Source organism: Marinobacter denitrificans (assembly GCF_008795955.1).
Lineage (GTDB): Bacteria > Pseudomonadota > Gammaproteobacteria > Pseudomonadales > Oleiphilaceae > Marinobacter > Marinobacter denitrificans.
The window spans coordinates 1-26,272 of sequence record NZ_VMHN01000010.1 but is presented as its reverse complement, the minus strand read 5'-3'; the positions used below and the strand labels follow the sequence as shown (position 1 = coordinate 26,272).

Here is a 26,272-nt window from a genome sequence, read left to right as displayed (position 1 = left end):
ACGCCGCCTGAGTTACGAGGTGATTATGAGCACTATGGAAAAACGCCCCCTTTACATACCTTATGCCGGCCCCAGCTTGCTGGAGATGCCACTGTTGAACAAAGGCAGTGCCTTCACGCAGAGGGAGCGCGTGGATTTCAACCTGATCGGACTGCTCCCGCAGAAGGTGGAGACCATCGAAGAGCAGGCGGAACGCGCCTACCGGCAATACCAGTTATGCCAGACCGATCTTGACCGGCACATCACATTGCGGGCGATACAGGACGACAACGAGACCCTGTTCTACCGCCTGCTGGAAGATCATCTGGAAGAAATGCTTCCGATCATCTACACACCCACCGTGGGCGAGGCGTGTGAAGAATTCTCCAACATCTACCGCAACCATCGTGGCCTGTTCGTGTCCTGGCCCGACCGGGAGCATATGGACTACCTCCTTCGAAGCGCGACCAAGGAGAAAGTGAAAGTGATCGTCGTCACCGACGGTGAGCGTATTCTGGGCCTGGGGGACCAGGGCATTGGTGGCATGGGCATTCCCATCGGAAAGTTGTCCCTGTACACCGCCTGTGGTGGTATCAGCCCGGCCAACACCCTGCCGATCATGCTGGATGTTGGCACCAATAATCAGGCTCTGCTGGATAATCCGAGGTACATGGGGTGGCGCCACAAGCGCATCGGTCAGAAAGAATACGATGCCTTTGTGGCGCAGTTCCTCGAGGCCGTGAAGCGCCGCTGGCCCAATGTTCTGGTGCAGTTCGAGGACTTCGCCCAGAACAACGCGATGCGTCTGCTGAATCAATATCGGGATAGGGCCTGTTGCTTCAACGACGATATCCAGGGTACAGCTTCTGTTTGCCTGGCCACGCTGTTGGCCGCCTGTAAAACAAAGGACGAAAAGGTCAGTGACCAGACCATCGCCTTCCTTGGCGCAGGGTCGGCAGGTTGTGGCATCGCTGAACAGATCATCGTGGCGATGACGAATGAAGGTTTGTCTGAGCGCGAAGCACGTGAACGGATCTGTATGGTCGACCGTGACGGGCTGCTGACCAGCGATATCAAAGGCCTGCAGGATTTCCAGTCGGCGCTTGCCCAGGATCCCGCCCGGGTAAAAGACTGGCCGGGCCGGGAACTGATTGATGTGGTGAAACAGGTAAAGCCCACGGTGCTGATTGGCGTGTCCGGCCAGAAGGGACTGTTCACCGAGGACGTGATCAAAACAATGCATGCCGGCTGTTCGCAGCCGCTGGTGATGCCGCTATCGAACCCCACCTCCCGGGTGGAGGCCACGCCCGCCGACATTCTGGCGTGGACCAACGGTGACGCCCTGGTGGCCACCGGTAGCCCGTTCAAACCGGTGGAGCTGAATGGCAAGACCTACCCCATAGCCCAATGCAACAACGCCTATATCTTTCCGGGCATTGGCCTCGGTGTTATCGCCGCCGGTGCCTCCCGGGTGACAGACACCATGTTGATGGCTGCCTCGGATGCCCTGGCGAGACAGGCCCCCATCGTCCAGCAAACCGGCGAGCGGCTATTACCGGACCTGGCGAGTATTCAGGAAATCAGCCGCAACATTGCCTTCGATGTCGCCAGGCAGGCCCAGGAAGACGGCGTTGTTGCCCTGCGTTCTGATGAAGACACCATTCGCCGGACCATCGAACGCAATTTCTGGCGCCCGCAGTACCGGCGTTACCTCAGGCGCTCAATCTAAAGCCAGGTCAGGCCAATACTGATGATGATGCCGGTAATGATCAGCAGCATCAGGCAATAACCCATAATGTCTTTGGCTTTCAGGCCGGCAATCGCCAGCACGGGCAAGGCCCAGAACGGCTGCAACAGGTTGGTCCAGGCATCACCCCAGGCAACGGCCATGGCGATCCTGGGTATATCGGCTCCCAGTTCCTGGGCTGCTGGCAGCATGACCGGGGCCTGCACCGCCCACTGGCCGCCGCCGGACGGTACAAAGATGTTCACCAGCCCCGCGCTGATAAAACTCCAGAAAGGCAGGCTGTCCGCGCTCGCGATGGAAACGAAACCGCTGGAAATGCTGGCGGCCAGGCCAGAGGCAGTCATTACCCCCATTATGCCGGCGTAGAAGGGGAACTGGATAACAATCCCCGAGCCGCCTTTTACGGCCTGGTTCAGGCTATCCAGCAGGCGTTTCGGAGTCTGGTGCAGGATGATTGCAAGGAACAGGAACATGAAGTTCACGATGTTCAGGTTCAAGCCACCACCATCGATGAAATACTGAAAAATGAATGCAATACCGCTGAACCCGATCAGCCACGACAGTGTCCGGCTATGCTCTACGTGGTCTGCCGGGCGGTTGATGACAACAGCGGTATCTGGCTCGTCATCCAGAACTTTAGGGTCTGCATACACGCTCTCTCTTTCTTCGGGGAGCATCAGCCGGTTCACCAACGGCACGATAATGAACAGGGCGATCACGATCGCCAGGTTGAAGAACGCGAAAATGGTGTCACCTGTACCAATAACACCAATCACATCTTCCGTGAAGTGGCCTTCGGTGGCGATGACCAGCGGAATGGATCCTGCCAGCCCGCCATGCCACACAATGAACCCGGAATACGCACTGGCGATCAGCAACGGATAATGAACGCGGATCTGGCGGGCCAGAGCCTTGGCGAACAAAGCCCCCACCACCAGGCCGAAGCCCCAGTTGATCCAGCTGGCAACCAGGGCCACGAAAGTCACCAGAATGATCGCCTGCCCCGGTGTACTGGCGAGGGCAGCAATCCGGTTAAGAATGCCGCGCACCAGTGGGGTACTGGCGAGCATAAAACCGGTGACCAGCACCAGCAGCATCTGCATGGAGAAAGTGAGCAGGTTCCAGAAACCGTCTCCCCACATTTCGATCACCGCCATCGGGCCATGGCCTTCAAAGACCATGGCCGCGATGAACGACAGCAAGGTGAGAATGATCACGAACAGGTAGGGGTCTGGCAGATACTTGTCCACCAGGCTGACCAGGGGTTTCGATGCCCTATCTAACATAGTGTTCTCCCTTATTATTCTTGGGTTTAAACTATCTTAGCAAGCATCTCAGAAAACGCATGGCCATCTCCTGCACACTTACTGGCACTGCTCGAGGTCGGCGCTGATCATCCACTGAACCCCGAAGCGGTCCTTCACCATTCCGAAACGGTGTGCCCAGAAGGTCTGTTCAAACGGCATGATCACCGTGCCCTCTTTGGACAGAGCATTGAAAACCCGCTCGGACTGCTCCGTGTCGGCATAGTCGAGATGAACCTGGGCGCCCTGGGGTGATTGATAGCAATCGCCTGCCATATCGGCTCCCATCAGCCGGCGGCCCCGGATGTTGAGAGATGAGTGGACAATGCGGTCATGCATCTCTGCGGGCACGTCCTCCGCTGCAGGTGTTTCCCCATAGGTGATCATGGCTTCCAGATTGCCGGCGGTTAGCTCCGCATAGAATTCCATGGCTTCGCGGCAGTTACCGCCGAATGCCACGTGCACGTTCATCTCACGGGGCAGATTTCCATGAGAGCGGTGTTTTTCAAGGGCAGCGCCGGGCGCGAAGTCCTCAAGCGTGTAGTATCGGCGCAGCTCCAGGGTGACATTGCCGCCGCCATCTTCCCGGGGCCATTGTTTTGCCCACGCTAAGGCGTCTTCCAGCGAATCCGCTTCCAGCACGCTGTAACCGGCCAGTAGTTCGCTGGTTTGTTCGAACGGTCCCTGCAGCACTGTGGGCTCGCCATTGCGGAACTGAATCCGACAGCCCTCGCTGGTTGGTCGCAAGCCATCGCCATCGATAAATACCCCGGCCTGAGCCATGCGTTCGTTGTAGTCCGCCATGGCCTGTAGCATGTCTTCGCTGGGTAATACGCCCTTTTCGGTGTCTGAGTCGGCCTTGCGCATCAACATGTATTTCATAACGTTGTTCTCCAGTGATTGTGATTGTCTTCACTGGTAGGTCGTGCGGTGGCGGGGGAAATCGACAGCAGGATTGAAAATTGTCAGGGTCACTTTCGGGCTACCAAAAAAACCGATGCCTTATTCGGCTGCCACTCGTATTCGATGCTGAAACCAGCGTTGGTCAGCATCAATACCAGCGTCTCCCGGGTAAAGCGATTGACAAACGGAGCGAGCCCCACCATCTGCATAGCCGGAATCAGCACCCGCCAGAGAACCATGATATCGGCCACCAGCGCAGTACTGGAGACAAAAATGCCGCCGGGCCTCAGCACCTCGTAAACACGGGAAACTGCCGCTTCTGCGTTTTCCAGCAAATGTAGGATGTTCAGCCCCAGTACGGCATCAAAGCTTTCCGGCTTCAGTTCAAGGCTCTCCAGCGTACCCTGCTGAAAGCGTACATTCTCAACACCGGCCTCACGGGCCTTCTGGGAGGCTATCTCCAGCATCTTGCCGGATATGTCGGTAGCGAGAATATCTTTCACGCAGGGTGCATGGGCAAGGGCCGTACTGCCGGTACCACAGCCGAATTCCAGTACCGACCAGTCTGGCCGGAAATGCCCCTGAGTAAGGGACAGCTTTTTCTGATAGGTTTCCATATCCCGCACCGGGCTCTTGGCGTAGCGGCGTGCGGTTTTGTCCCAGAACGCTTTTGAGTCCTTCACCTGTTAGGTGCTCCTTGTGGGCCGCCAGCATGTTCTGAAAAATAACCCCATTCCGTTTTCTGCGCCAGAGTTCACAACCCGCCTCATAATCCTCAGGCCGGGATTCCCATCGCGGCGAAGGCTTCAGCAATGGTTATCGGAGCCGTGGGGCGGGCGTACATCGCCTTCAGGTAGCCCTGTAACCGCGGGGATCCCTCAAGCAGCTTCTCGGTATTCGCCCAGTCCAGCGTATACGCAGCGTTGAAGTCCGCTACGCTGATGTGGTCGCCGGCCATGAACTCGCGCTCTGACATGTGTCGTTCGAGCACCGCCAGCATTTCCAGGCATTCCTGCTTTGCCAGCTCAACATCCTGCGGTAACTGCTTTTCTTTCGGGTAAAGGAAAGTATGCCGCGCGATGCGCCACAGAGGTTGCTCAATCTCGGTCACCAGGAAGAATATCCAGCGGTACATCTGGGCCCTGTCTTCCACCGAGTCCGGTATCAGGCCCGCCTGGGGGCATTTCTCGGCCAGGTAAAGCTGGATTGCGGCTGATTCAGTTACTACGAGGCTGCCGTCGACCAATACCGGCACTCTGGCGGCCGGGTTGAGAGCAAGGAATTCCTGTTGGTAGTGCTCCCCCTGCATGAGGTCTACCGGGTGAAGTTCGTACTCAAGGCCCAGCTCGTTAAGCAGCCAGATAGCGCGCAGGGCGCGGGTTGGGGGTGTTCCGTATAATTTCAGCATTTCCAGATCCTCCGGCAGCGTTGTTAGTCGCGCTACTCGTTATCTGGTCGAACTGGAACGTCTGAAATCGACACATTCATCAGAATTCATTCTATGTTCAGTCTGTATGCAGCTCCCGAACAGCCTGTGCAAACAGCCCGGCAACCGCAAGGGTGGTGACCTGGCCTTGCCCATCCGGTGCCCGCTGCGGTGTCACGCTGTCTGTAATGAATAGCTGGTCCATGGCACCTGCGCGGTAAAGTTGCTCGGAACCTGGCCCGAACAGGGCATGGGTGATGACCCCGAACACTTTGGTGGCGCCCTTGTTCTTGCAGGCTTCGGCGGCGCGCAACAGGGTGATGCCGCTTGCCACCATATCGTCGACGATGATCGCAACTCTGCCTGTCATATCCCCGACGACGGCATCGCCAGTGATTTCGTCGTCGGTTCGCCGTTTTTCCAGAAAAGCGGTGGGCGGTTGTTCGCCAGCGGTAGCCTCCCAGGCATCCCGGAACAGGTCCACGCGTTTGGTGCCACCGGCGTCAGGGGAAACAATAACAACCGGCTCACTGCCTACACGGTCTATGATGGTGTTCACGAACAGGCTGTGGGCCTCCAGGTGCACCGTGCGGCAGCGGAAAGCGTTATCGAAGGCGCCCCGGTTGTGAACTTCCAGCGCCACCACGCAGTCCACCCCCATGGCTTCGAACAGTTGTGCCACATAGCGTGTGGTGACCGGGTCCTGATGCTTCACGCGCCGGTCCTTGCGGGCATAGGACAGATACGGCAGCAGCGCGGTAACGCGTTTCGCTCCAGCATCTTTAATGGTCGCGATGAAAAACAGCAGGCGCAGCAGCTTGTCATTAACGCTTAAGGCTTCCTCGCCAAACAAGGTGTGGAGAACGTAAACATCCCGGCCCCGCATACTTTCCAGGGGCCGGGACTTGTGCTCGCCATCTTCAAAGGCGCGATCCTCATGGGCGGCCAGGCTAACCCCGAGCTCTGAGGCCACGGCATGACCAAACGCCTGGCTACCCTCCAGGGCAAACAGAACCGGCTCGCTGCTCATAGCATTTCCTTGATGGTGTTTGTTACCTAATCCATCCGGAGAGTGAAGCATGGCGCCGGGTTGCTGACAAGCATTGAGTCAGGCGCCTGGCTTATACCGGGACGGCCGCCTCGGATCTGGCGTCGTTAACAGGGGCGCTAATGTCATGGTTGTAGAGGGCCGCAATCAGGTCGGACTGAGTGACCATGCCGACAAGTCGACGCTCATGATTAATGACAGGAATATGATGAAGCCCCCTGTCAGACAGCAGCGGCACCAGGGCCGCGATATGGTCGGTATCGCGGGCAGCGAATACGCCCGTTGCCATGATCTGGCCAACCACCTCCGGCTTGTCCGAGCGGGTAAAAGGCGATGTTTTACGGAGAAACGCCTGCACGTCTTCCGCAAAGGTCCGATAGGTATTGAGGTTGGCCCGCTGCAGGAAATCCACCAGAGAAACCACGCCGATAATCCGGTGGGCCCTGTCCACCACAGGAAGAATCTTGACCTTGTGATGGCGTAACAACGCCCAGGCCTCTTCCAGCCCTGTGCCGTATTCGATGGTGATCAGGTCGGTGGACATGATGTCTGCGCAGGTCACTTCCCCCATCCGGCGTTTGTAAGCAATGCTCTGAGCCATGCTGTAGAGCTGGTTCAGGTCCTGTTCACTGACATCCAGGAAGGAAGAGTACTCGCCCAGTGCCTGGTGCAGGTCGTCAGGGCGAATGCCCAGGCGCTTCATTGGGCTCAGGTCGTTATGCTTGTGAACAGGATCGTGTTCCCGTATTGCCCGCACGGGATACGGTTTCCGAAGCCAATAACGGTTGAGCACAATGGCGATCCCCAGCATGGCCAGGACGTTCAGGCCGACAGGGTAGAGCACAAAGTCATAGCCTAGCGGCTGGTCACCGGCAGCGATAACAGGCACCAGGGCAGCAGCACCGCCAGGGGGATGCACGCACTCGAACATGTACATGACAAACAGGCTGATACCCACCGTGGCAGCCGCCGCCAACGCAAGATCCGGTACCCACTGTGCGCAGACAACGCCGATGGTGGCGGGCACAAGGTGACCCCCGACAAAACACCAGGGCTGCGCCAGCGGGCTGTTAGACAGAGCGAACAGCAGAATCGCCGAGGCACCCATAGAGGCAACCAGCACCGGCCAATGGGGTGTGGATGAAAACTGCTGGCTGATCAGGATAACAGCGAGAATGGCAATGGAGGCCGCTATGCCAATCTTAAGCCGCTCCGCCAGCGGGGTAGCGGAGAGCGACTGGCGGCCATGGGGCCCGATGCCGATAAACTGCTCAAACCTGAGGAGGAAGGACCATCCGCCCGCCCGATTTTCTGTTTTGTCTGGCATAGCTGATCAATTGTATTGGCCGGGGCCCGAACTCGGAGTGGATTCTGCGTGCTCTAAATTGGTGCGGCATGATACACCAATAGGCGGTGGAATGAAGCTCCATCCCAGGGGTCGAACTTTGAAGGGGTTGAAAGATACCTGGCTTGCCCTAAGGTGTTATTTGTAGAGCACGATAAATACCAGACATGGACAGCAACCTGCCAGTAGGAGGCAAACAATGGTAAATACGCGCGAATGGAAGTCCGAACGGGAGCGGTACGAGGCGGCCTGGGCGAAGTACCAGGACGTGGCGGAACGGGTAGAGGCGGCCTATGAAAGCCTCGACAGTGGCACCCAGGACCAGGCACCCGCTGCCGAAGATCTGTCCGAGTTGCAGGAAGCCTGGAAAGAGCTGGAGTCTTCCCGTGAGCGCCTTGGCAAATACATGAATCAGTTCCACGAACACCAGATGACGCAGGGTAAGACGATCCGCGGCTAGTCCGGAAGGTTATCCGCCTTTACGAAAACGCTGTATAAAGGCCTCGGACTCAGCAATCGACTGTTCCATATTGCGGATCAGCTCATCGACGTCCTGGCGAATACCCACCAGCTCGTTCTCTAGCGAGCCAATCGCCTGGGCGTTCAGGTTATGCTTGAGATACAGCACCTGGTCCTGAAATGCCTGCAACACTGGCTCCATGCGCTCTTCGGCGTTGTGCATGCGGCTGATCAGCTGGCTGTACTGGGTGCGGGTCTCCTCAAGCTGCTGCTCGCTGCTGCGGCGCAGCGAGGCACTCTCGTATTCACCCAGTTCATCCTCCCATTCATCGAACAGGGCTTCCGCCACGTCTTCCACTTTATCGATGCGGTCGCGGACATCCTCCGCGCTCGACTTGCTGTCTTCGTAGGCATCGCTGATCTCGGCGTAGCGATCCTTGAGCGCGGTATCCGGCGTATCCACTACGCTCTGGAAGCGCTCCAGTGAAGAGCGGAAGGTTTCCTGGGCTTCGTTCTGGCTGTCCCTGGCGTTTTCCACACGGTCCACCAGAATCTCGCGCTTTTCATACCCGAGTTTTTCCATGGTGTTGTAATACAGGGAGGAGCACCCGCCCAGAAGCACCACGCCGAGCAGCAAAAGCCCCAGCCGCCGGGCACCGGGTAGTGATATTGAGCTGGCAGTGGCAGGGTTGGACATAAGGTGATCTCCGGTCGGTATGTTGGTGCGGGTTCGGAAAGTGAAGCATGACGAAGGGGTGCTGACAAGGGCTTATGGCCGCCGGTTTCCCTAAGGTCTCCCTCTTCACCGCAAACCATGGCAGTACAAAGCCCCGGTAGGGTCCCCCTGATAATCAGGCGGAAGCGGCTCAACAAGCAGTGACGGCATGCGACTGAAGGGGAAGAACAGCGTGGAGTCGCGCTGCAGCTCGGCCCGCACTGCGGCACAGGCAAACTGTGTCGGCTCGGCAACAAACATCGCTGCCATCAGGTCGAAAGGGTAGAAGCCCTCCCGGCCTATATCCGTCTGCCAGTACTCCAGCCAGGAGCGGGCGCGTTCAGCCACCCAGCGTCCGTCATCGCCATTGGAGGCAATGCCGGCCAGTGCCTGTTCATCAATTTCCACCTCACGGGCCGCCTCATACGGTACCAGAACAAGCGGGATATCCCGGTCGAGGACCACACGCAGTGCCTCCGGGTCCTGGGCTACATTGAAATCCCGGAACACCGGCCCGTGCCTTAACAGAGTTCCATCGCCACTGCCCTCGGCCGGATGGAAGATGTGGCCTGGCCGGCGCCCCATTACCGCGATAATCGTTTCGATCCTCTCGCCGAGGTCTGGCCGCGCCTGAAGGGCTGCGGCGATATTGGTCAGCGGGCCGAGTGCCACGATGGTCAGCTTGTCAGCGGCCAGTGCCTCGACCAGGGCACGCTCCGCTTCGGTACCCCTGGTGGGCAGCTCCGGTAAGGGTGCGCCCGCGCCCCGATAGACCGGCACCTGGCCCTGGGGCGGCTGCAGCCGTGTCATTAACTCCCGGCTTACAGCGTCCGTCGCTTCCAGCGAAGCGTTGCCAAAGACAGTGGATACACCAGTAATGCTTACATCGGCCTTGCGTATCAGGTACCAGATGGCAAGGCAATCATCGGGATCAACCCGGGGGCCTTCCCCGCAGGCAGGGTCCGCGTCGACCCAGATCCGACCAGGCGCCGCCGGCAGTTCAGAAGGTGCCAGCACAGGCAGCGGCTCAGAAAACTGCTGCCCCGTGCGCCAGGTCTCCACCGGTATGGCCAGGGTCAGGCCGAACAGTGTCAGCAGTGCGGTTAACACCAGCGCCGTTCGGGCCGCTATTTTTCGAAGCCTGTTGTTGGTACCCGCTGATTTGCCCATCCAAGGTCCTATCCCAGGAGATCAATGCCTTTGTGATTATCCCGAACTCCCTGAACCAGAAACACATCGCCCGTGGTATTCCCACTCCATCACAAATTCCTCATTACCTCTGCGGTGTGCGCATCCATCGGGAAGAAAGTTTCGATAACCATTTCAGAAAGAGAGATATCCACCGCCGTTCCAAACACCGTTGTGGTACTCAGAAAGGTCAGTTTGCCCCTGGGGGTTTCCAGCTCGAACGGAACGGCAATTCCCGTCCTGGCAGAGGACTCATGCTCAGTGTAGGGGCGCGCAGTATCCGGCGCCGGATAAGCCTCAATTTCCCCCAGCAGTTTTGCCAGGGCAGGGTCCGCCGTTAAATCAACCTGATGAGTCAGCCGGTCGACAACATGGGCCTTCCATTGCCTGTAATTCGCCACTCTGGGAGCCAACCCGTCGGGGTGCAGGCTCAGGCGCAGGACATTCACCGGGGGCGTGAGAAAAGCAGGATTTATGCCCTCGAGCAGGAAGTGGGCCGCGTCGTTCGCCAGTAAAAGATTCCACTCCCTGTTCACCACCAGGGCAGGGTGGGGCTGGTGCCCCGAGATGATGAGTTCCACAGCATTTCGCGCCGCGGCCATGTCTGGTTCATCCAGTGACCGTTCGCAATACTCCGGCGCAAACCCCGCCACGGTCAGTAGCCTGTTGCGCTCGCGGACAGGAATTCTCAGCTCATCGGCAAGGCGCAGCAGCATACGCCGGCTTGGCGATGCGCGCCCGGATTCCATAAAACTGAGGTGCCGCTGGGAGATATCCGCATCAACAGAGAGTTCGAGCTGACTGAGGCGACGACGCTGGCGCCAACTCCGAAGCAGATCACCGATTGAGACAATTGTATTTTCCATCGCTAAAAATTAGCACGCCCGTGAGGGTTGTTCTATTACCTCCCACGTAATCGACGCTAGTTGCCCGCGCGGCATATGCTCACCTTGAACCGTCAACAAAGAGTCAGACGACCTTCAAGGAGCACACCATGGATAATTCGCGTTCCCTGTTTTCCCAGAAAAACCTGTTGTTGGCAGACGCTGTCACCTGTCTGGTGATGGGGTTATTGCTGACGTTTGGCGCAAGTTGGTTGAGTGAATTCCTTCATCTGCCACAAGCGTTGTTGTTTTACGCCGGGCTGATTCTTTTCCCCATCGCCTTGTTCATGGTCTTTGTCGCCACAAGAGGCTTCATTCCGGCTGCTGGCGTGCAGTTCATCATTGTCGGCAATGTGGGGTGGGTCGCGGGAAGTGTGGTATTGCTGGTATCGGGCTGGGTTTCGCCCAACCTCACCGGTACCGCGTTCATCGTGGTCCAGGCAGTCGCGGTTGCCATACTGGCCTATCTGGAAATGAACTCACTGCGCCTGAATAAAACGGCGAGCTGAATGGCGTGGCCGGCGGTTGCTCATGTGTAATTGCCGGCCTCCCGAAAGCATTTTCAGCGGAGCCTGTAGAGGTTTGTGGGATGACTTAGCCGGCTTTAGGTGTGAATTTCGCAGTCGCTTCGATTGTGCAAAATTCGTCTCGAACATCCGCAGTCAACAAACCGATCAAGGGCGGTGTTGAAAAGCTTAATTGAAGTCGATTGCCCCCTGAGGGGTGGTCTTCCACCCTGACAGACATTTGGTATTGCTTGCCGTTGGAATAATACACGCCTGTCAGCAGATCGCTTGCTCCAGAATCGCGTATGTCATACCCCTCGGCTATCAGGTAGGTGGCCATTCGGTCGATGTTTTTTTCGTGCACAACGCGTTGGCCAGTGAGTCCCACGATTTGGTGACCCGTAAAGAATGAGCCTTCGTTGTGAACCTCAATGTCGCAGGAGCCACCCGCAAACTCACTGTATTGGGTACCGCTACCACCACCTATCACCGAACAACCGCTGATTAGAGCAAGCGCTGACGTAGCAGCGATCAGCCTGATCTTATCCATGTGTTTTCTCCGGGTGGGAAAAACGAAACGGGGGGTGAACTCCCCCCGTTAGTTGGTCAATTCAGATGGTGAAACGCCTGAATTAATACCGCTTACGATCCTTGAGCGCCTTTACGTCCCGGGAAAAACTCAGGATTTCTTCAGACGCCAGATAAGTATCGAGTCGACCCATGGCGGCTGCATAGAATTCGTTAACCGCGTCAGCGAGAGCCTTGTCGCTGGTGTCGAGGTTTTTGCTCGCATCAACGGTCTGGCCCTGATTGCTTGCCTTCTCGATCTGTTCAAATGCGCTGGTCAGGGCGAGTGCGACCAGATCATTCTTGTTATGTCCGGGGTTGTCGAAGATGGCTCGGTATTCCTTGGAAATTTCCAGGTCCTGCAGGGAAATCCGCTTGGTCATAAAAGTCTGCATGGTCAAAGGCTCAACCAGCTTGAACGAAAAATCGCCGCCAATGGAGAAGCTACCTTCTTCAACGCAGCGGGAGCCAGAGCAAACAGGTTGGGCGGCAGCTTTGCTGAAACTCAGCTCCAGGGACGGAATGATTGCGAGATAGGTGTCTTTCTTGTCGGTGTAGGTGATCTCATCAAAGTTCTGGTACGGGCCTACAAAACGGAATCCCTTGTCGGTGATGAGCTTCTGGAAGCCGGTGCCTAATGCCGCTTCAAGATTCCTTGCGTACTGGCCCTGATAGAAGCGCTGGTTGAAGTCGGCCGTTACCTGGGGAATCTGCATCCCGTTGTAGCTGGTCGGCTTTGATGACTCGTACTTTCCGAATTTAGGGCTGACGATAGCAATGGTTTGCTGGTGGGACTGTGAAGACTTCTGAGACTCGTACTGGAAATCCAGCTCTCCGGTCTGGCGCTCGATAGGCGCGGATGCACATCCAGTTAACAGACTGAAAGCGATGCAAATTGCGAAAAACCCCTTGTGGTTCATCAGAACTCCATTTGTATGATTTTGGGAATTGGTTTATTAACGACGCGCAATCTTATAGATCGAAACGAAATGCAAGAAGAGGTTTTGATAATGTTTTGCAATATTTAAGTTTTTCAGGACAAACTGTTACAGAGGGGCAGGGAGGATCATGAGGCAGTCTCCCGAAAGCATCCTGCAATGTCGCCGGCTGTCAGAGTTGTCACCAGCCCTCGCCTCCGGCCTCCGGATAGCAAACATTAAGAGGCCAGAGAGCTTTTCCATACAACAGTGGAGTACTATGAACTCACGGATAGATTGCCGCGTCAGAAATATTTTAAGGTTAACCGAGAAATACGCTTTTTATGGCAAATAAAGACTTTATTCTTCAGCGCATTTTCATTTATGCAGGGCAAAAGTTCGATCCCATTATTGATAAACAAGTGGCGGAGGTTTTACGGTCGAAATTTGATATTCACCTGCCACAAAGAGCATCAGTAAATCAATCTCTGGAATCTGCGACAAGTGATCATGAAATCATACGTCTCATACTAGAATATCGAACAATGGGGTAAGGGATGGACATACAACCCTTATCAGGACCTGACATGATGGCGTGGTTACCCAATTATGAATGTGGACAAAGCAAAAAAGCGTATCGCAAAGCAGGTCAAGAAAGGCTTCAATGGCTATCCTCTGGTTTCGCTGGAGTACTTTGGCAAGACGCCGGAGACTGCAACGGAGGTCGTTATTTCATTCAATCTGGATGAGAACGCCGAACCACAGAAGCAAAAGTTTGTGAGTGAAAGCGATGCCCGAGAGGACGAGACCATTCAATCGGCGCTGGTGAAGATTATTGAACGAGCAGATGCCAAAACCGTAGCTGAAGTTGAGGGTGTTACCATCGTTGCGCGGCAATGACAGCTACGAAGAGCCAAACCTGGCCCTTCGTAAGCATCGTTTCTGGATAACGGCCTTCAGTTACCGGTTACGCATCCTGATCCCGTGCATGGCGCACAAGCTTCGTTAACCAGGAGCCACCAGCGCACCAGTTTTCGTTGGTATCTTCAGCCGATACCACCGCCACCACATAGGGGCCGTCACTCCAGAACGCGAACATCGGGCCTCCGGAGTTTCCCGGCGTCAGGTCCGCATGGGTTTCCATGGAGCGAGCGGGGCCGAGATCATACCAGGGTTCATTCAGAGTCTTGTCGCGCTGAAAGGTCGGGCGCAAGGCGCTGCCAATACTTGCGGGATAGCCGATATTGAACCAGAAAGGTTCGTCATCCCACGAACTGTTGTATGTACGCGTACCCATCCATCCAAACAGATCGCCAATGCGATCAGCCGTGACCAGAACCGCATAGTCCTCGTCGAGTTCAAACCAGCTAACGCTGCCGGTCACCTTTGTATAAAACCAGACTCTGGTGATGGCAGTGACGGCACGGACTGAACCGCCGGACCGATGAACCTCAACGGTGCCCGCGCCATTTGAGCTCCAGTCAACCACATGACTTGCCGTCAGCACATGCCTGGGCCCAACAATGACACCTGATCCGGTGCCAGACGAGGTCAGGACCTTGCAGATGGTTCCCCATGGATAACTGATGTCGTTGTAGATTCTGCGGTCCTCCGGATTAAAAACCGTAAGAGGCTGGAGATCTTTTCCATTCAGAAGCACACGAGGCGGTTTCAGCAGCCTCTCCCTGCAGGGTACGGCGCTTGCCCCAAACCACTTGGGAATCATGGGTACCGTAGGTTTTTCGTCAGACTGCGAACCCCGTTTGGCCTCCAGCCCTTTATATTTGTAGGGCTTCGGTTCCGGCAGCAACATGGACTGCAAGTCTTTGGGTATCTTGCCCTTCGGGCTTTTGTCGAAACGTTCGGCAACCTGGGAGGCAGAGAGAGGGGATTCGTCGTTCGCTTTATCTTTGCTAGCCATTTTGAAGTTCCTTTTAAAATGCCAAACCACGGTTTCCAGCGCCAGACGAGGCCAGCACTGAAGCTATCCCGGTTTTGTGTGCATTCAGAAAAATCGGCGATGACCAGCGTAATGGGCAGCGTTACCAAGAGACAGCAGGCGAGCGCAGCAACATCGTCTTGTGAACCCCCGGGGACAAGACTCTCCAGCGAAAATCAGAGTCATTAGTTAGTCTAGTTCTTCCTGCGTGGCGGTCAAAATTTGAACAGTTCAGGGTGAGCCAAGCCGCTCACAGAGCCTTCATGCTTCAGGCGGCTGATAGATCTGAATGAGGTTCCCGCAGGTGTCGGAGAAAACAGCAATCCATACCGGCCCCGCCTGCAGTGGCTCAGTCGTAAACTCGACTCCTTTGGCTTTCAGGCTTTGAAATTCCGCTTTGACATCCTCCACCTCGAAGGCCGTTAGCGGAATACCTTGCCCAAACAGCGCTTCCTGATATTCCTTCGCTGCCGGATTGGCGTTGGGCTCCAGAGCCAACTCGGTTTCCCCGCCGTCAGGCGATCGTACTGTCAGCCAACGAAACTCACCAACCGGCACATCCTGGCTTACCACAAAGCCGAGGACCTCCGTATAAAAAGTGAGTGCCTTCGATTGATTGTCGACGAGAACACTATTCAGCTTGATCCGCATTTTTTATACCTCAATTCGTCAAAGTAACTAGCCTAGCTGGTCCCGGTGCCAATTTGGTTTTAATTTCCTACTGAAGTTTTGTCTCACGCAGACTCACTGACAACTCATATTCGAATAGCTGCACGCCTTGCACTCCGGAGCAGGCAAGCAATAAATCTTCTGAGATGTGCCGAGCGACAATAATGCCTCGAACCGACTGGCCGGGTTCGATCTGGTTCTTCTGTATCCAGGCCATGTATCGCAGCAGTTGGCCGACGACCCTGTCGTACCCTTTTGAAACCTTTAACTCTATCACCACATAATTGCCGTCTGTATCCGTAGCTAGGATGTCTATGAATCTACCGCCAACGGGAAACTCAAGGCCGTTGATTCCCTCGTCCTCAAACAACGTGAGCCCCGGTTCTATGAGTCGAAGGTTCTTTGCGAGGTAATTCTGCAGGTCTTTTTCATATGCAAACTCTGGGCTACCTTCTTCCGCTAGTTCCTGGACTTCTTCCTTAAAAGCCTGCTCCAAATCGTTCCCCGGATAAATCGGCACAGGGTCCCTTTCGGGCTGATACAAGCGAAAATGTTTTGGGTCGATCTGAAAGAACAGATCATCCGCTCCCGGCTTGGCGCCGTAATGAACCCGGCTTTTAGAGTTAACTGACATTCTTAGCAAGTGAGCCGCAATTGTTCCGTCTTTGATCTTTGGGTATTTCTCCCTGAACCACAAACGGACGCGGTCACGTGAAATCACGGCGTCCGGCTTTAACTGTATGTCTTGCACCATGTCATGCATGAGGGCGCGTACTGGTTTTTCATAAAGTGGTGCCATATGGCCTCTCAAAACCTAAAAATTTGGCTTTACGAAGTAACATAACGAAGGCCAGAGCGATCTCCAATAGGACCCTTCAAATAACTCGTGGCACGCGGTCTTCTTCAGCCAGTGATTGATTGAGTTTGCGGAGCTTGGTGATAGAGACCTGAAATTGCCCATTGCGTGGGAGCTGATTGCGTCGCCTTGATTTCCACTTCCAATCCGCTTGCAGTGATTGCGTCATAGCCTTTGTTCGAAGCTGGTTTGAGCTCAAGCGCATACGCGTCTGCAACCAAGCATTCACCCAAGCTCCCCACCATGTGGCCATCTGGAGTGAAATGCCTTCCGGGGAACATTTTTTCTAGTTCGCTGACAGTGGCGTAGAGTTGCTTGACCAAGGTCTGTAATTTGTTGTGATCGATCATAGGCAGTTAATGCTTCAATGGTTTCTAAGTGGAGGCGAAGGCACTCTGGAAAACGCATCGCCAGGGGCTAGTAGTCCTCGGATAGTTGTGATATTTCCTTGAATTAGCTGTTGAGAGTCAAGTTGAAAACAGTACAGAGTCGACCAAAACGTTGAGGGCAATATTATGCCGTACATAAATACCATTGATAGACCGAGGTTGGATGAAGGCGCAGTTCCGCGCACGGCTGGAGAACTAAACTATGCTATAACAAAACTTGTAGACGCTTATCTTTTGGAGGTTGGTCTTAACTACGCACATTTAAATGATGCGATTGGAGTTCTAGAGTGCGCGAAATTGGAGCTCTACCGAAGAATTGCCGCACCCTATGAAGATCAAAAAATTTCGACGAACGGAGATGTTTATTCCATAGACAAATAAAAAATTGGAGATAAAGCCATGGCTGGTGAAAAGAGGGAACCAGAAAGTCAGGATGATACGTTGGAAATGATGCTGGAACATGCCCGAGCGCTTTTTATTTACCACGCCGCGCAACGCCATCGGTCTCTTAACTTTTATTTTGTTGCAATAGCGGCATTTATAACGGCACTGGGCTTTCTATGGCAAGCTGAGGTATCTCATCCCGTGATGGCGGTAGTGGGTATATTTCTTTCAGTGTCTGCGATACTGGTTACTCTGTGTTTTTGGCAACTAGATCGGAGAAATGAGCAGCTTGTTGAATGTGAAGTTCGTAGCCTGAAAGCCTTGGAGAACAAAATTCTGGCCGATTCGGACTTAAATGACTGCCACATCACTCAGGGTTGGGAGAATGAACGGTCCGGCAGAAAATATAGGACCATAATTCCAAATCTTTTCCGTATTTATATTGGTATTTTGGCGATTGGTGGTTTGTTGATTTCAGGGCCCTGGCTTCTGCCACATCTTTGCAGTTGAGGCCCACGAGAGGTGAGCCTTCCCCTGCACTGGCATTGCAGTTTGTGTTTCCCCACACTCAATTGCTGTCATCGCGGGGCGGGCGTCGTCGGCTCCGGCCCCTGAAGCCAGACCTACTCGCCGCGCGCTGCCTCCGCCTCGCGGATCGCGGGGCAGTAGTCCATCGGGCGGAGCTCAATGCCCCAGCCCAGTTCTTCGCCCATGCGCGCTGCCGGGTGCAGCGAGGCGAGCCTCACCGCTGCGTCGAAGTCCGGCGCTTCGATAATCACCACGCCGCCCACAACCTCCTTGGTTTCCGCGAACGGCCCGTCGGTGACCGTCAGTTTGCCGTCCTTCAGGCGCATCGACTTCGAGCTCCAGCTCAGGCTTCCGCCCCATGTGACCTCGCCCGCCGCCTGCATCTCGGCGTCGAAGTCCTTGCACTTCTCCCCAACCTCGGCCAGCTCGTCTTTGCTCATCTGGTTGAATTTTTCTTCGTTTCCGTAGGCCAACAGCATGTATTTCATGGCGTTTCTCCCGATCGTTTTTTCATCAAAAGCTTTTGTTAGATTCATCGGGTAGTCGATCGGGCACCGCGGTTTTCGACAATCGTGCGATTTTTTTCGATGCGTTGGCTTAGATACCGTATTCCCGCTCCACCTTCGCAATCCGCACCCGAAAACCGGAATACCATTGCTGATGGCCAAGTCGCTGGGCCTCCTGGTGCTCGGCGTTCTGCTTCCAGTTGCGGATGGCCTCAAGGCTTTCCCAGTAGGACACCGTGATGCCCAGACCCTCCCGGGCGGATTCCATGCCCAGATAGCCTGGTTGCTGGGCTGCCAGCTCCGCCATTCGGGCGGCCATTTCGGCGTAGCCGTTGTCGCCGTCTGTGCGGTGGCTGCTGAAGATGACGGCGTAGTATGGGGGCTTGGGGGTATTGGAGATTTCTGACATAGAGTGCTCCGGGTAGCGGTTTTCGACAACCGTGTGGTCTTTTTCGATTTGACAGGGAAATCAATCCGTCTGAGAAACCGGTGCGGCATTGAACCCGTCATGAAATACCACCGTTCCTTGCGGCACTGAATCGCCGAACGGTAAAACAAAGAAATACTCTGCCGGAACACCCTCGTAGGCCAAGGCATCCGTATTCTCGAACCCGAATTGGCGGTAATACTCGGGATGCCCCACCAGGCAGCAGCCTTTCGCGTTCATCCCCTTTAGCCGTTCCAGGCCCTCGTTGATCAGAGCCTTACCAATGCCTTGCCGCTGAAAGTCAGGAAGCACCGACACCGGCCCCAGGCCATACCAGCCTTCAGAGCCATCCGACATGGTGACCGGCGAAAGCGCAATATGCCCCACAATACGCCCGTCCACCTCAGCCACCAGTGACACCGATAGCGCGCCGGCGGCTCTCAGGGCGTCAATGATGAAGTGCTCCGTGTGGTTGCTGATTTCCAGCGGCTGGAAAGCGGCGAGGGTAATGGCCGAGATAGCCGGCATGTCTATCTCGCTCTCTTCTCTGATCGTGATGTTCTCTGAGCTCATGGCCGTTACCTGGGTAGGGTGTTAGATGCCGTATTCCCGCTCCACCTTTATTTCTTGGGTTCCTCCGGAAGCAGAGCCAGGAGATCAGTCACTCCAACATCCTCGCCTGCCTGCGACAACAAAGTGGAAATCTGGCCCCGGTGGTGAGTTTGATGGTTGAAAAAGTGAAGCACCAGGCTCGAGTATCGTTTGTTCGCAGCAACCCCTTTGATGTTGCTGTAGCTGAGAACGAAATCCAGGTCGCCGTCGGACAGTTCGGCTATCCAGTTGATGATTTTCTGGTCCAGCCAGCCCCGGTGTTCAGCCAGGCTAGCCAAATCCTTGAAAAGTATCTGGTCCAGGCTGGTGGGGCTCGGAAGATCAGCGACCTCGCGCAAAGAAGCCAGGCAGGATGGATGCGTGGCAAACCTCTTGAGCCAGATGGTGTCGGCAACAACCAGGTGATTCAGGGTGCCCAGAATGGAGCCGAAAAAGGCCCCGCGGTCCCTGGCCAGCTCTTGTTCACTGAGGCGGTTGGCAGCCTCGTATACCTTTGAATTCATCCACTGATTGTAGGTGGCCAGTAACTCAAGGTGATATTTCAGGCTCATTTGAATTACCTTGCAGCGAACTTGATTGATGGGTTAAGTGGCCGGGCATTCTCCACCCCAGGTTTCGGTTGGCACAGTTGCGAGTTCGCCAGGAGCCGGGAATGCTTTTTTGAATGTGAAAGCCTCCGCAGTAGGGCCTTTCTCTCGCAGCGTGTTCAGCTTTTGTGCCGCCTCTTCGATCGACGGGATGTGACCGGCAGGAACCCACCAAAGCACCATGTAGGCTTCGGCCATTTTGTGAAACCACTCTTTCTTGCGGCGCATGATCTCGATGTGGGCAGACCGATAAACATAATGATGCAAAGCCCCGACCGATTCCCAGACGGAGAGATTCGCGATCTTATCGGAGCCAAAATAGTCGATGCCGGTAGCATCACCTTCTTCAGTCTGGAGCCGCCAAACAAAGCCCGGGAACCCGTCTGCCAACGCGTTGATTCTATCGAGGTTGGTGACGAAATCCGCAAGCTGCGGTGAATCTATGGGAGCTTTCAGCGTCGCAATGTTGAGTTGCGCAATCTGATACTTACTCACAGTTTCCTCCCTGAAAATACTTAACGCTCGGTGAAATCCCTCGGCGAAACAAATCGTCTCCGATAATTATGGCACCGTCACCTCGTTCTTGCATGAGTTTGCTATAGTGCACATTCAAACCCTCTATTGCCCGCTTCAAGGAAGAATCACCGGTGAAAACAGCAAGACCGCAAGATCAACGTTTTTCACGTAAGTCTTCCCGCCTACCTGAGCCCGAAGAGCCCGAAGAGGTTGTTGTTTATCTTTGGGGGCGCATCTTTGCTGCTCTTTTCGTATTAATTCTGGTGGTGGGGGGCATAATCTGGGGTGCTTTAGAGATCTTTGGCACCGGCGAGCAAAACGAAGCGCTGGCAGAGAATCAGGAAGTGGAGGCGCCTTCTCCCCCGTCGGTATTTGTTGACGAGTCCTCGTCCGCCGAGCCTGCCTCTATCCAGTTACCGAAGACCTCATCACGAGAACAATCGGAAGCTGACGCAAACTCTGGCAGGCCGGACGAGGCACACTCAGTTCAAACTGAAGTGGCCGAGACGCCTGCCGCCGTGTCCGAAACTGCATCGGAAACAGCACCGGGTGATTCCAGTGCAGAACCCGCCACCCCTCAGTTGGCCAGTCAGGTGAGCGAACCGGAGTCATCGGTAGAGCCCGCCTCCCTTCCGGCGCCGGCGGCAGGAAAATCCGAACCACCCCAGGAAGATACTGCTTCCATCAAGCTACTTTCTGATCACGTGATCCGGGCGCAACTGAGTACCGACCTGGAGGAAAAAGAGCCAATTGACAAAATCCCGAACGTTTTGACGATGGACAGTGACGGACTGATTCGAATTTACCTGTTTACCGAAATCCAGGGCATGGAAGGTCAGCTGCACTTCCACGACTGGTACCTGGAAGATGAACGGGTTGCGCGGGTGGAAATCAGGCCGTCGGTTGACCCCATGCGAGCATCCTCAGCCAAGTATATCGACCGACACATGGTGGGAGACTGGCGAGTTGAGGTGGTCACAGAGGAAGGCGAGCTTTTGGCCAAAGGGGAGTTTTTGGTTCTGCCTCTCTAAACTGGAATGATGGGTTAGGCATGTTCGCCCCTCCTCTCATCGTTGAATGCCAAATGGAGTTTGGAAGCCGAAAACTCTCTCTTTGATAAAAATGCGTTCCAGAGATCTTGGCAGTAAAGGTTGGGCCACAGGTAGTTTGTGATGTGTATGTGTGGGCCGCAGCACCAGTGGTTGCCTTCGTCGTAAAGCCCATCCATTTCATGTGTTAAGCAAAACTTTTATTTAGCATTACCTTTATAAGTCGGTAATGACTTCGCGAACTCATCATCGCTAAGCCCTTTACTCGGCCCACCTATGTCATAGGGGGCAGTCGCATCTCCGTCGAAGACAATAATAATCTCTTGAAAGTTTCGTAGATAGGTTTTGTTGTCTAGTCCATTTAAATTGACTAGCGGATCCGCCGCCGACAAAGCATCTATCGCGGTATTATCAAACATTGAATTTCCGCTACTTTCCATAATTTCGATATCTTCAATTTTTCCCACGACTTTATCGCTCAAAATTATTCTTATCCTGACTTTCCATTCAGCTGAGCTATTTTCTGGAGGGTACCAGTGACTATTTATGATGTCGCGGATCTCTCTCGCGCAACTGTCGTTACTCGAGCATAGCTCTGCGTGGTCGGCAAATGCAGATAAAGACGCAACAATTAGAATCGTAAATGTAATTTTTTTCATAAAATGCTTAACGCCGAATCACAACGACCTTGGAGTGGCGATGCAGGAGCCGCGTAAAGGGCGTCCGGCGGCCTTTGAAATGGCCTCCGTTTGAGGCTGGGGCGTGTCATGCGTATCGGGGTAAGTCCAGGAGTTATCGATGCGTGTCTATTGAAGTGGGGGAAGTGCACCGCGAACTGCAGCGGCTGGTTAGGCACCTCAATCAAGAAATTTCACTGTTTTCAGCGTGTCTCTAACTTCAGTTGCTAACGAGTCTTGGCCCTCTTGGGCGGAGGAAAAGCTGATTTGATACAGGTAACTTCCCCGTGGGACTGCAATTATCGTGGCTCGCGTAGGCCATGCCCGGCCATCTGGGCCTTCTACTATGTACTCAGCATTAAGTTCTGCACCTTGAAGTCCGTCTACTTGCAACTCGGTAACTGGATTAACCAATTCGAACTCAGCGAACCCGTTCTCCATGACAGGTACTACCATCTGAAGAATCTGCTTGCCCGAAAGCCCTGTCAGTTGACCAAGTGGCCTTACAAGAACCTGAAAGCTAGGGTTCAGCGAGTCGTATGGTTCAGAGTGCTTGCTCGCCACTACTACAGGGGCGCTCGCCAGATTCTGAACAAAGGCCTCGAAGTCTTTATCTTTCAGCCTAGCCCGGGATCGATATTTAGCGACGGCTTCCAAGTTCTGATACTGCCAACCCGCAGGCTTTTCGAGCTCAATCCCTGCAATTTCACTTCTAAACAGGTTTGGATTCGATTCTGCAGCCGCAACCGATGTGACGCAGCACGCCATCATGGCTATAAATCGAAAAAACGTTTTCATCAGTTAGCTTCCCCTGAAGCCTAATAGGTGTCTAACGCTTGGCGCAGTGGCCGATTTTTTGGCGCGCCTCGCCGAAAAATTGGTCCGATTGACGCCTCTTGTTAGGTCTTGTTATCGATTGAATACAACAGCTTGAGATCCGGAGGATCTGGCCTCCCTGTCGCCATAAGGATCTGCTTAAGCCGCTTTGGAAAGGTATTCTCGTAATCAGTGTCAGGTGCGACTGAAGCGAGCCTTTCAACTGAGCGCCGCGCAATTTCTATAAAGTGATCAGCAACCTCATCAGCGAGAAATGACCATCCCATGGGCTTCCCAAATATAGGTTCACTGATAAACCCTTCTTTTTCCAAATGCCCGAAAAGGCTTTCTTTGTTCCTCTTCACAGAGGCTAGGCCCAAACCTTTTTCCGGAACCCAGACTCCTTTCACTCTTATAGTTTCACCATGCGCGAGCAGATTTCTAAACTGAAAGAGATAGTCTAATAGTACCCAATCGCTCTCCAGAATATTTGGCAATGACTGGCCTGTGACGGTCGAGAAAAGGCCCTTGTGGTCTTTCCAGGTGCCCCTGCGCACTTTGTTAATAAGCTCCTGCCTGTTCCGCTCATGAAAAGAAGATACTGGATCTCCGTACTTTATACCTTCGCAATACGGACTGTCTGATCCTTCAAGATAAAACAGCAACAGAGAGCTAACAGCACCCTCTACCATCGTTGCAGCGCACGTAATGAGCATGGCGTTTATATGTACGCGAGGCCTGCCGGCTGAGCTTTTGCTAACGAATTGCCTATGATGCTGATGCCATTGAATCATGTGGGGATAGAGTTCCCATGTATGAATAGCTTCATCCGATCCAACAGTCCGAGTCATTTGATTCTGCCTAACGCCGATGATAAGCGGCGCCCGACTAGGGCGTCCGGTGGAGGCCGCAGGCCGGAACGAACTTAATTGACTGGTTAAATTCACTCTGACTGATTGCCATAGAGCCTTGCCCCGTAAACGATGTGCACGTAGAAGAGAAGCGGCACAAAAATGAGAAATGCCAAACCAACTATCCCCTGGTGCTCAAGGGAGTCTCGATAGGTCGGTTTGATGACTCCAAGGGAAGCCACGTAGAAAACAAGTCTCGACACTGTGATGAAGGGCCAAGCCACAATCAGAAAAAGTATCCACAACACTGAAGCTACAACGAAAGCTTGAGCAAGCGACTCCATCGTGCTGACGAACCCCGAACCAGTGTCTTGCATAGGCTCCCCCGAATTTAACGCTAATGGTAACCGGCGCCGTAGCGCAGCGAAGGGAACCAAAAGCGGTACGCTTTTGGCGTCCGGTTGACCGCTTGGTTAACGGCTATTGGCACCGGCCCACACGTATTTATTGAATATTGCCGGTGCTACTGCTGTTATGACCAAAGCGGCAATCCACCCAAATACACCAGACCAGTCCTCGGCAAAATCTAGGAAGTGACAGAGCCACGCACCTGGATTGTCATAACAATACTGTGGCGCAGACTTTGCCGCCGGGACAGCAAGGGGAAATATCAGCAATGCTCCGATCAGGGTCTGGATCCCATAGCTCGTACAACCACTGAAAAACGCGAAACGCTTTGGAGAGTGCAGCCCCTTCCACTTGGCAAAGATATAACCCCATAGAACGGGTAACCACAACACGACGGCCAACCCTATGCCTATCGCTATCGAAATGCCGAAGATCTTAATTTCCACTCTATACTTCCATATCTGAGACTGAAGCCGTTAACGCTAAGGTAACCGGCGCCGGAGCGCCAGCGGAGGGAACCAAAAGCGCCACGCTTTTGGCGTCCGGTTGACCGTCTGGTTATGACTAGAACCGATTGCGTTCAAGCCAACTGACGACATCCGGAGCATCCTCTGTAAATTGGTTTGTCTCGTGGTCCCACAAAAAAATTACGGGAGACTCCCCTACTGACCAACAAAAAAGGTCACCGCAACCGTTACTGGCAAACGCTACATAATCCCGATTTTTAATGTAGCCCTGATTCTCCAGGAGTTCACTTGGTGCAAGGATTTCAGCACTAAACCTCAGGTCGTTTAAACCGCCCAATCTGACAAAATCACGATACCAACCCTTAAATTCGGCTCTCAGAGCGAGCTCTGCCTGATCAATCTCGCTCTCGGTGGGAACCGGATCATCAAGCCGATACTTTTCGTTTTTGGCCAGAATGCTCTCAATCTGATGCATAGCTTTAGTCATAACGCAGAAATAAGCGGCGCCCCGACAGGGGCGTCCGGTGGACGGCCGCCAGGCCGGGAACGAACTTAATTGACTGGTTATATTGCATTTGGAGCGCGCAAGAAAGCATCCAATTGTTTGAGCACCTCATGTAGTTCATCACGTGACAGGCTGATGATCTCTTCGACTTCCCAGTCGTCTTCCCAAGGCCCCTGTCTGAGAATCACTCGAAATACGACCTTCTCATCCGATCTGATTGCCTGAATTTCGAGATGATCTTCGACAGAACAGTAATCACTATCAGGCCGCTCTCCATTCAGGACAGAGATAAAAAATGCCTGAAGATAAGGTCCGCCTGCACCGAACACTTCACACTCTGCCGCAGGAATTCGATGAGACTCTAATTTCGCGTGAAAACCTTCCACCGGCTCCTTGTACCCGCTCGGAAAGGGATTGTGCAAAGTCAGTTTTGCATCGGAGTCTGAAGATTGGATCGTGAGCCTATCCATGGTCCCTCAGTGCAATATAACGATGTACGTTCATCTGCCCGAGCGAAGCGAGGGTCGGATGAATGTGTTGTTAAACGGACCGTCCTGAAGCACTTCCATATTCCGACTCTGTCATAGACCACTATCAGCTCAGCAGACAACCCTGGGAAGGGATCAGGCCAATCGCCAGCGCGGGCAACCAAGACGAGAAGGCACGGAACAAAGGCGACCACGATCGCTGATTGATCGGCCCTCCCTCAAGAGCCGGAGCAGAGCGGTTCAAGCCGGGTCTTAACCGTCTGCTCCGGCTCTTGAGGGTAGCAAGGAGAGCGCTCAACGGCGATCCGCATTATTTGTTTTCTTGCACTCGATTCCAAACGCAAAATGATACTGTTTACTTATACAGTATTGTAGCGATAACCTACGGTGAAGCGGCAAGAAAACCTTTGCACTCAACCCACCGCTTTAACGCTCGCAACACCGGGCCATTGGAGCGCAAGCGGAAATGGGTCCGGTGCTTGCGCTTGATACTGATTGAGCCTTCTCCCCAGCCCAGCGGTTGCCCGCTAAGCTGGAAGGCGACCAAGCACTACAAGGGAGAAGACTCAATGAACTTTTACCATAGCACCCACCGCCACTATTGTGGAAT

Annotated in this window: 33 protein-coding genes; 7 read left to right on the top strand and 26 right to left on the bottom strand. The window is 54.3% G+C overall.

Features of this window, described 5'->3' with window-relative positions; genetic code table 11:
- Positions 1–25: 25 nt before the first annotated feature.
- On the top strand, positions 26–1,708 hold the full coding sequence (locus tag FO268_RS19465; protein ID WP_150994928.1) for an NAD-dependent malic enzyme: 1,683 nt from the start codon (positions 26–28) through the stop codon (positions 1,706–1,708).
- On the opposite strand, the gene FO268_RS19460 is transcribed toward FO268_RS19465, so the two are convergent.
- From FO268_RS19460 to FO268_RS19435, 6 genes are all read right to left on the bottom strand, one after another.
- Positions 1,705–3,012: a short-chain fatty acid transporter gene (locus FO268_RS19460; RefSeq protein ID WP_150994927.1), complete on the bottom strand. Its 1,308-nt coding sequence runs from the start codon at positions 3,010–3,012 to the stop codon at positions 1,705–1,707. The genes FO268_RS19465 and FO268_RS19460 overlap by 4 nt on opposite strands.
- A gap of 78 nt (positions 3,013–3,090) precedes the next feature.
- Entirely contained in the window at positions 3,091–3,912 is an 822-nt protein-coding gene (locus tag FO268_RS19455; RefSeq protein ID WP_150994926.1) for a YciI family protein, read from the bottom strand.
- Positions 3,913–4,001: 89 nt separating this feature from the next.
- Positions 4,002–4,616: a class I SAM-dependent methyltransferase gene (locus FO268_RS19450; RefSeq protein ID WP_150994925.1), complete on the bottom strand. Its 615-nt coding sequence runs from the start codon at positions 4,614–4,616 to the stop codon at positions 4,002–4,004.
- Between the two features lie 92 nt (positions 4,617–4,708).
- Entirely contained in the window at positions 4,709–5,341 is a 633-nt protein-coding gene (locus FO268_RS19445; RefSeq protein WP_150994924.1) for a glutathione S-transferase family protein, read from the bottom strand.
- Between the two features lie 97 nt (positions 5,342–5,438).
- A complete protein-coding gene (locus FO268_RS19440; RefSeq protein WP_150994923.1) occupies positions 5,439–6,389 on the bottom strand; it encodes a ribose-phosphate diphosphokinase in 951 nt (316 codons plus the stop codon).
- A gap of 91 nt (positions 6,390–6,480) precedes the next feature.
- Entirely contained in the window at positions 6,481–7,734 is a 1,254-nt protein-coding gene (locus tag FO268_RS19435; RefSeq protein ID WP_150994922.1) for an HPP family protein, read from the bottom strand.
- Positions 7,735–7,951: 217 nt separating this feature from the next.
- On the opposite strand from FO268_RS19435, the gene FO268_RS19430 reads away from it, so the two are divergent.
- Positions 7,952–8,212 carry a hypothetical protein gene (locus tag FO268_RS19430; protein WP_150994921.1) on the top strand — a complete coding sequence of 87 codons (261 nt, stop codon included), beginning with the start codon at positions 7,952–7,954 and terminating at the stop codon, positions 8,210–8,212.
- Between the two features lie 9 nt (positions 8,213–8,221).
- On the opposite strand, the gene FO268_RS19425 is transcribed toward FO268_RS19430, so the two are convergent.
- The 3 genes from FO268_RS19425 to FO268_RS19415 all read right to left on the bottom strand — a co-directional run bounded on the left by FO268_RS19425 (position 8,222) and on the right by FO268_RS19415 (position 10,980).
- Complete coding sequence (locus tag FO268_RS19425) at positions 8,222–8,908, bottom strand: DUF2959 domain-containing protein (protein ID WP_150994920.1); 687 nt, start codon at positions 8,906–8,908, stop codon at positions 8,222–8,224.
- A gap of 105 nt (positions 8,909–9,013) precedes the next feature.
- On the bottom strand, positions 9,014–10,096 hold the full coding sequence (locus FO268_RS19420; RefSeq protein ID WP_150994919.1) for a nucleoside hydrolase: 1,083 nt from the start codon (positions 10,094–10,096) through the stop codon (positions 9,014–9,016).
- Between the two features lie 89 nt (positions 10,097–10,185).
- Positions 10,186–10,980 carry a helix-turn-helix domain-containing protein gene (locus FO268_RS19415; protein ID WP_150994918.1) on the bottom strand — a complete coding sequence of 265 codons (795 nt, stop codon included), beginning with the start codon at positions 10,978–10,980 and terminating at the stop codon, positions 10,186–10,188.
- A gap of 128 nt (positions 10,981–11,108) precedes the next feature.
- Between FO268_RS19415 and FO268_RS19410 the strand changes: the two genes are divergently transcribed.
- Positions 11,109–11,507 (top strand): hypothetical protein, encoded by a 399-nt coding sequence (locus tag FO268_RS19410; protein WP_202336706.1) that lies wholly within the window; start codon positions 11,109–11,111, stop codon positions 11,505–11,507.
- Between the two features lie 85 nt (positions 11,508–11,592).
- Here the strand turns inward: FO268_RS19410 and FO268_RS19405 are convergent, their stop codons facing one another.
- Both FO268_RS19405 and FO268_RS19400 read right to left on the bottom strand, forming a co-directional pair.
- Positions 11,593–12,054, bottom strand: coding sequence for a hypothetical protein (locus tag FO268_RS19405; RefSeq protein ID WP_150994917.1), 462 nt, complete (start codon positions 12,052–12,054; stop codon positions 11,593–11,595).
- Positions 12,055–12,136: 82 nt separating this feature from the next.
- On the bottom strand, positions 12,137–12,991 hold the full coding sequence (locus tag FO268_RS19400; protein ID WP_150994916.1) for a hypothetical protein: 855 nt from the start codon (positions 12,989–12,991) through the stop codon (positions 12,137–12,139).
- Positions 12,992–13,597: 606 nt separating this feature from the next.
- On the opposite strand from FO268_RS19400, the gene FO268_RS19390 reads away from it, so the two are divergent.
- Positions 13,598–13,888, top strand: a complete 291-nt coding sequence (locus tag FO268_RS19390; RefSeq protein ID WP_150994914.1) for a hypothetical protein — start codon at positions 13,598–13,600, stop codon at positions 13,886–13,888.
- 67 nt (positions 13,889–13,955) lie between these two features.
- Here the strand turns inward: FO268_RS19390 and FO268_RS19385 are convergent, their stop codons facing one another.
- The 4 genes from FO268_RS19385 to FO268_RS19370 all read right to left on the bottom strand — a co-directional run bounded on the left by FO268_RS19385 (position 13,956) and on the right by FO268_RS19370 (position 16,802).
- Positions 13,956–14,909 carry a trypsin-like serine peptidase gene (locus FO268_RS19385; RefSeq protein WP_150994913.1) on the bottom strand — a complete coding sequence of 318 codons (954 nt, stop codon included), beginning with the start codon at positions 14,907–14,909 and terminating at the stop codon, positions 13,956–13,958.
- A 279-nt stretch (positions 14,910–15,188) separates the two neighbouring features.
- Positions 15,189–15,578 (bottom strand): VOC family protein, encoded by a 390-nt coding sequence (locus FO268_RS19380; protein ID WP_150994912.1) that lies wholly within the window; start codon positions 15,576–15,578, stop codon positions 15,189–15,191.
- Between the two features lie 67 nt (positions 15,579–15,645).
- Positions 15,646–16,395, bottom strand: coding sequence for an endonuclease NucS domain-containing protein (locus FO268_RS19375; RefSeq protein WP_150994911.1), 750 nt, complete (start codon positions 16,393–16,395; stop codon positions 15,646–15,648).
- Positions 16,396–16,499: 104 nt separating this feature from the next.
- Positions 16,500–16,802: a DUF6998 domain-containing protein gene (locus tag FO268_RS19370; RefSeq protein WP_225316896.1), complete on the bottom strand. Its 303-nt coding sequence runs from the start codon at positions 16,800–16,802 to the stop codon at positions 16,500–16,502.
- A 165-nt stretch (positions 16,803–16,967) separates the two neighbouring features.
- On the opposite strand from FO268_RS19370, the gene FO268_RS23360 reads away from it, so the two are divergent.
- Complete coding sequence (locus tag FO268_RS23360; protein WP_404802935.1) at positions 16,968–17,222, top strand: DUF6899 family protein; 255 nt, start codon at positions 16,968–16,970, stop codon at positions 17,220–17,222.
- A gap of 18 nt (positions 17,223–17,240) precedes the next feature.
- Entirely contained in the window at positions 17,241–17,735 is a 495-nt protein-coding gene (locus FO268_RS19365; protein ID WP_150994910.1) for a RipA family octameric membrane protein, read from the top strand.
- Positions 17,736–17,848: 113 nt separating this feature from the next.
- Here the strand turns inward: FO268_RS19365 and FO268_RS19360 are convergent, their stop codons facing one another.
- The 5 genes from FO268_RS19360 to FO268_RS19340 form a co-directional block, all read right to left on the bottom strand.
- The gene (locus FO268_RS19360) at positions 17,849–18,241 is read right to left on the bottom strand and encodes a YciI family protein (RefSeq protein WP_150994909.1); all 393 of its coding nucleotides are present in this window, start codon (positions 18,239–18,241) and stop codon (positions 17,849–17,851) included.
- 109 nt (positions 18,242–18,350) lie between these two features.
- Positions 18,351–18,668, bottom strand: coding sequence for an antibiotic biosynthesis monooxygenase family protein (locus FO268_RS19355; protein ID WP_150994908.1), 318 nt, complete (start codon positions 18,666–18,668; stop codon positions 18,351–18,353).
- Positions 18,669–18,728: 60 nt separating this feature from the next.
- On the bottom strand, positions 18,729–19,259 hold the full coding sequence (locus tag FO268_RS19350) for a GNAT family N-acetyltransferase (RefSeq protein WP_150994907.1): 531 nt from the start codon (positions 19,257–19,259) through the stop codon (positions 18,729–18,731).
- A gap of 47 nt (positions 19,260–19,306) precedes the next feature.
- The gene (locus FO268_RS19345; protein WP_150994906.1) at positions 19,307–19,849 is read right to left on the bottom strand and encodes a DinB family protein; all 543 of its coding nucleotides are present in this window, start codon (positions 19,847–19,849) and stop codon (positions 19,307–19,309) included.
- Positions 19,850–19,882: 33 nt separating this feature from the next.
- Complete coding sequence (locus FO268_RS19340; protein ID WP_150994905.1) at positions 19,883–20,380, bottom strand: DUF3291 domain-containing protein; 498 nt, start codon at positions 20,378–20,380, stop codon at positions 19,883–19,885.
- Between the two features lie 152 nt (positions 20,381–20,532).
- On the opposite strand from FO268_RS19340, the gene FO268_RS19335 reads away from it, so the two are divergent.
- Positions 20,533–21,432: a DUF2914 domain-containing protein gene (locus FO268_RS19335; RefSeq protein ID WP_150994904.1), complete on the top strand. Its 900-nt coding sequence runs from the start codon at positions 20,533–20,535 to the stop codon at positions 21,430–21,432.
- 218 nt (positions 21,433–21,650) lie between these two features.
- Here FO268_RS19335 and FO268_RS19330 read toward each other — a convergent pair whose 3' ends face one another.
- The 6 genes from FO268_RS19330 to FO268_RS19305 form a co-directional block, all read right to left on the bottom strand.
- The gene (locus FO268_RS19330; RefSeq protein ID WP_150994903.1) at positions 21,651–22,109 is read right to left on the bottom strand and encodes a TonB family protein; all 459 of its coding nucleotides are present in this window, start codon (positions 22,107–22,109) and stop codon (positions 21,651–21,653) included.
- 198 nt (positions 22,110–22,307) lie between these two features.
- Entirely contained in the window at positions 22,308–22,925 is a 618-nt protein-coding gene (locus FO268_RS19325) for a hypothetical protein (protein ID WP_150994902.1), read from the bottom strand.
- 101 nt (positions 22,926–23,026) lie between these two features.
- Entirely contained in the window at positions 23,027–23,635 is a 609-nt protein-coding gene (locus tag FO268_RS19320) for a hypothetical protein (RefSeq protein WP_150994901.1), read from the bottom strand.
- A gap of 632 nt (positions 23,636–24,267) precedes the next feature.
- On the bottom strand, positions 24,268–24,648 hold the full coding sequence (locus tag FO268_RS19315) for a hypothetical protein (protein ID WP_150994900.1): 381 nt from the start codon (positions 24,646–24,648) through the stop codon (positions 24,268–24,270).
- A 118-nt stretch (positions 24,649–24,766) separates the two neighbouring features.
- Positions 24,767–25,144, bottom strand: coding sequence for an SMI1/KNR4 family protein (locus tag FO268_RS19310; protein WP_150994899.1), 378 nt, complete (start codon positions 25,142–25,144; stop codon positions 24,767–24,769).
- An 89-nt stretch (positions 25,145–25,233) separates the two neighbouring features.
- Positions 25,234–25,644, bottom strand: a complete 411-nt coding sequence (locus tag FO268_RS19305; protein ID WP_150994898.1) for a hypothetical protein — start codon at positions 25,642–25,644, stop codon at positions 25,234–25,236.
- Positions 25,645–26,272: the final 628 nt, after the last annotated feature.

Coding starts and splice junctions, on each gene's coding strand:
- FO268_RS19350 (WP_150994907.1), bottom strand. CDS start 19,259: ATGAGCTCAGAGAACATCACGATCAGAGAAGAGAGCGAGATAGACATG.
- FO268_RS19445 (WP_150994924.1), bottom strand. CDS start 5,341: ATGCTGAAATTATACGGAACACCCCCAACCCGCGCCCTGCGCGCTATC.
- FO268_RS19430 (WP_150994921.1), top strand. CDS start 7,952: ATGGTAAATACGCGCGAATGGAAGTCCGAACGGGAGCGGTACGAGGCG.
- FO268_RS19405 (WP_150994917.1), bottom strand. CDS start 12,054: ATGGATAAGATCAGGCTGATCGCTGCTACGTCAGCGCTTGCTCTAATC.
- FO268_RS19390 (WP_150994914.1), top strand. CDS start 13,598: ATGAATGTGGACAAAGCAAAAAAGCGTATCGCAAAGCAGGTCAAGAAA.
- FO268_RS19370 (WP_225316896.1), bottom strand. CDS start 16,802: ATGATCGATCACAACAAATTACAGACCTTGGTCAAGCAACTCTACGCC.
- FO268_RS19410 (WP_202336706.1), top strand. CDS start 11,109: ATGGATAATTCGCGTTCCCTGTTTTCCCAGAAAAACCTGTTGTTGGCA.
- FO268_RS19365 (WP_150994910.1), top strand. CDS start 17,241: ATGGCTGGTGAAAAGAGGGAACCAGAAAGTCAGGATGATACGTTGGAA.
- FO268_RS19465 (WP_150994928.1), top strand. CDS start 26: ATGAGCACTATGGAAAAACGCCCCCTTTACATACCTTATGCCGGCCCC.
- FO268_RS19360 (WP_150994909.1), bottom strand. CDS start 18,241: ATGAAATACATGCTGTTGGCCTACGGAAACGAAGAAAAATTCAACCAG.
- FO268_RS19380 (WP_150994912.1), bottom strand. CDS start 15,578: ATGCGGATCAAGCTGAATAGTGTTCTCGTCGACAATCAATCGAAGGCA.
- FO268_RS19345 (WP_150994906.1), bottom strand. CDS start 19,849: ATGAGCCTGAAATATCACCTTGAGTTACTGGCCACCTACAATCAGTGG.
- FO268_RS19415 (WP_150994918.1), bottom strand. CDS start 10,980: ATGGAAAATACAATTGTCTCAATCGGTGATCTGCTTCGGAGTTGGCGC.
- FO268_RS23360 (WP_404802935.1), top strand. CDS start 16,968: ATGCCGTACATAAATACCATTGATAGACCGAGGTTGGATGAAGGCGCA.
- FO268_RS19425 (WP_150994920.1), bottom strand. CDS start 8,908: ATGTCCAACCCTGCCACTGCCAGCTCAATATCACTACCCGGTGCCCGG.
- FO268_RS19435 (WP_150994922.1), bottom strand. CDS start 7,734: ATGCCAGACAAAACAGAAAATCGGGCGGGCGGATGGTCCTTCCTCCTC.
- FO268_RS19325 (WP_150994902.1), bottom strand. CDS start 22,925: ATGAAAACGTTTTTTCGATTTATAGCCATGATGGCGTGCTGCGTCACA.
- FO268_RS19460 (WP_150994927.1), bottom strand. CDS start 3,012: ATGTTAGATAGGGCATCGAAACCCCTGGTCAGCCTGGTGGACAAGTAT.
- FO268_RS19400 (WP_150994916.1), bottom strand. CDS start 12,991: ATGAACCACAAGGGGTTTTTCGCAATTTGCATCGCTTTCAGTCTGTTA.
- FO268_RS19355 (WP_150994908.1), bottom strand. CDS start 18,668: ATGTCAGAAATCTCCAATACCCCCAAGCCCCCATACTACGCCGTCATC.
- FO268_RS19305 (WP_150994898.1), bottom strand. CDS start 25,644: ATGGATAGGCTCACGATCCAATCTTCAGACTCCGATGCAAAACTGACT.
- FO268_RS19420 (WP_150994919.1), bottom strand. CDS start 10,096: ATGGGCAAATCAGCGGGTACCAACAACAGGCTTCGAAAAATAGCGGCC.
- FO268_RS19330 (WP_150994903.1), bottom strand. CDS start 22,109: ATGAAAAAAATTACATTTACGATTCTAATTGTTGCGTCTTTATCTGCA.
- FO268_RS19440 (WP_150994923.1), bottom strand. CDS start 6,389: ATGAGCAGCGAGCCGGTTCTGTTTGCCCTGGAGGGTAGCCAGGCGTTT.
- FO268_RS19375 (WP_150994911.1), bottom strand. CDS start 16,395: ATGGCACCACTTTATGAAAAACCAGTACGCGCCCTCATGCATGACATG.
- FO268_RS19385 (WP_150994913.1), bottom strand. CDS start 14,909: ATGGCTAGCAAAGATAAAGCGAACGACGAATCCCCTCTCTCTGCCTCC.
- FO268_RS19455 (WP_150994926.1), bottom strand. CDS start 3,912: ATGAAATACATGTTGATGCGCAAGGCCGACTCAGACACCGAAAAGGGC.
- FO268_RS19310 (WP_150994899.1), bottom strand. CDS start 25,144: ATGCATCAGATTGAGAGCATTCTGGCCAAAAACGAAAAGTATCGGCTT.
- FO268_RS19320 (WP_150994901.1), bottom strand. CDS start 23,635: ATGGTAGAGGGTGCTGTTAGCTCTCTGTTGCTGTTTTATCTTGAAGGA.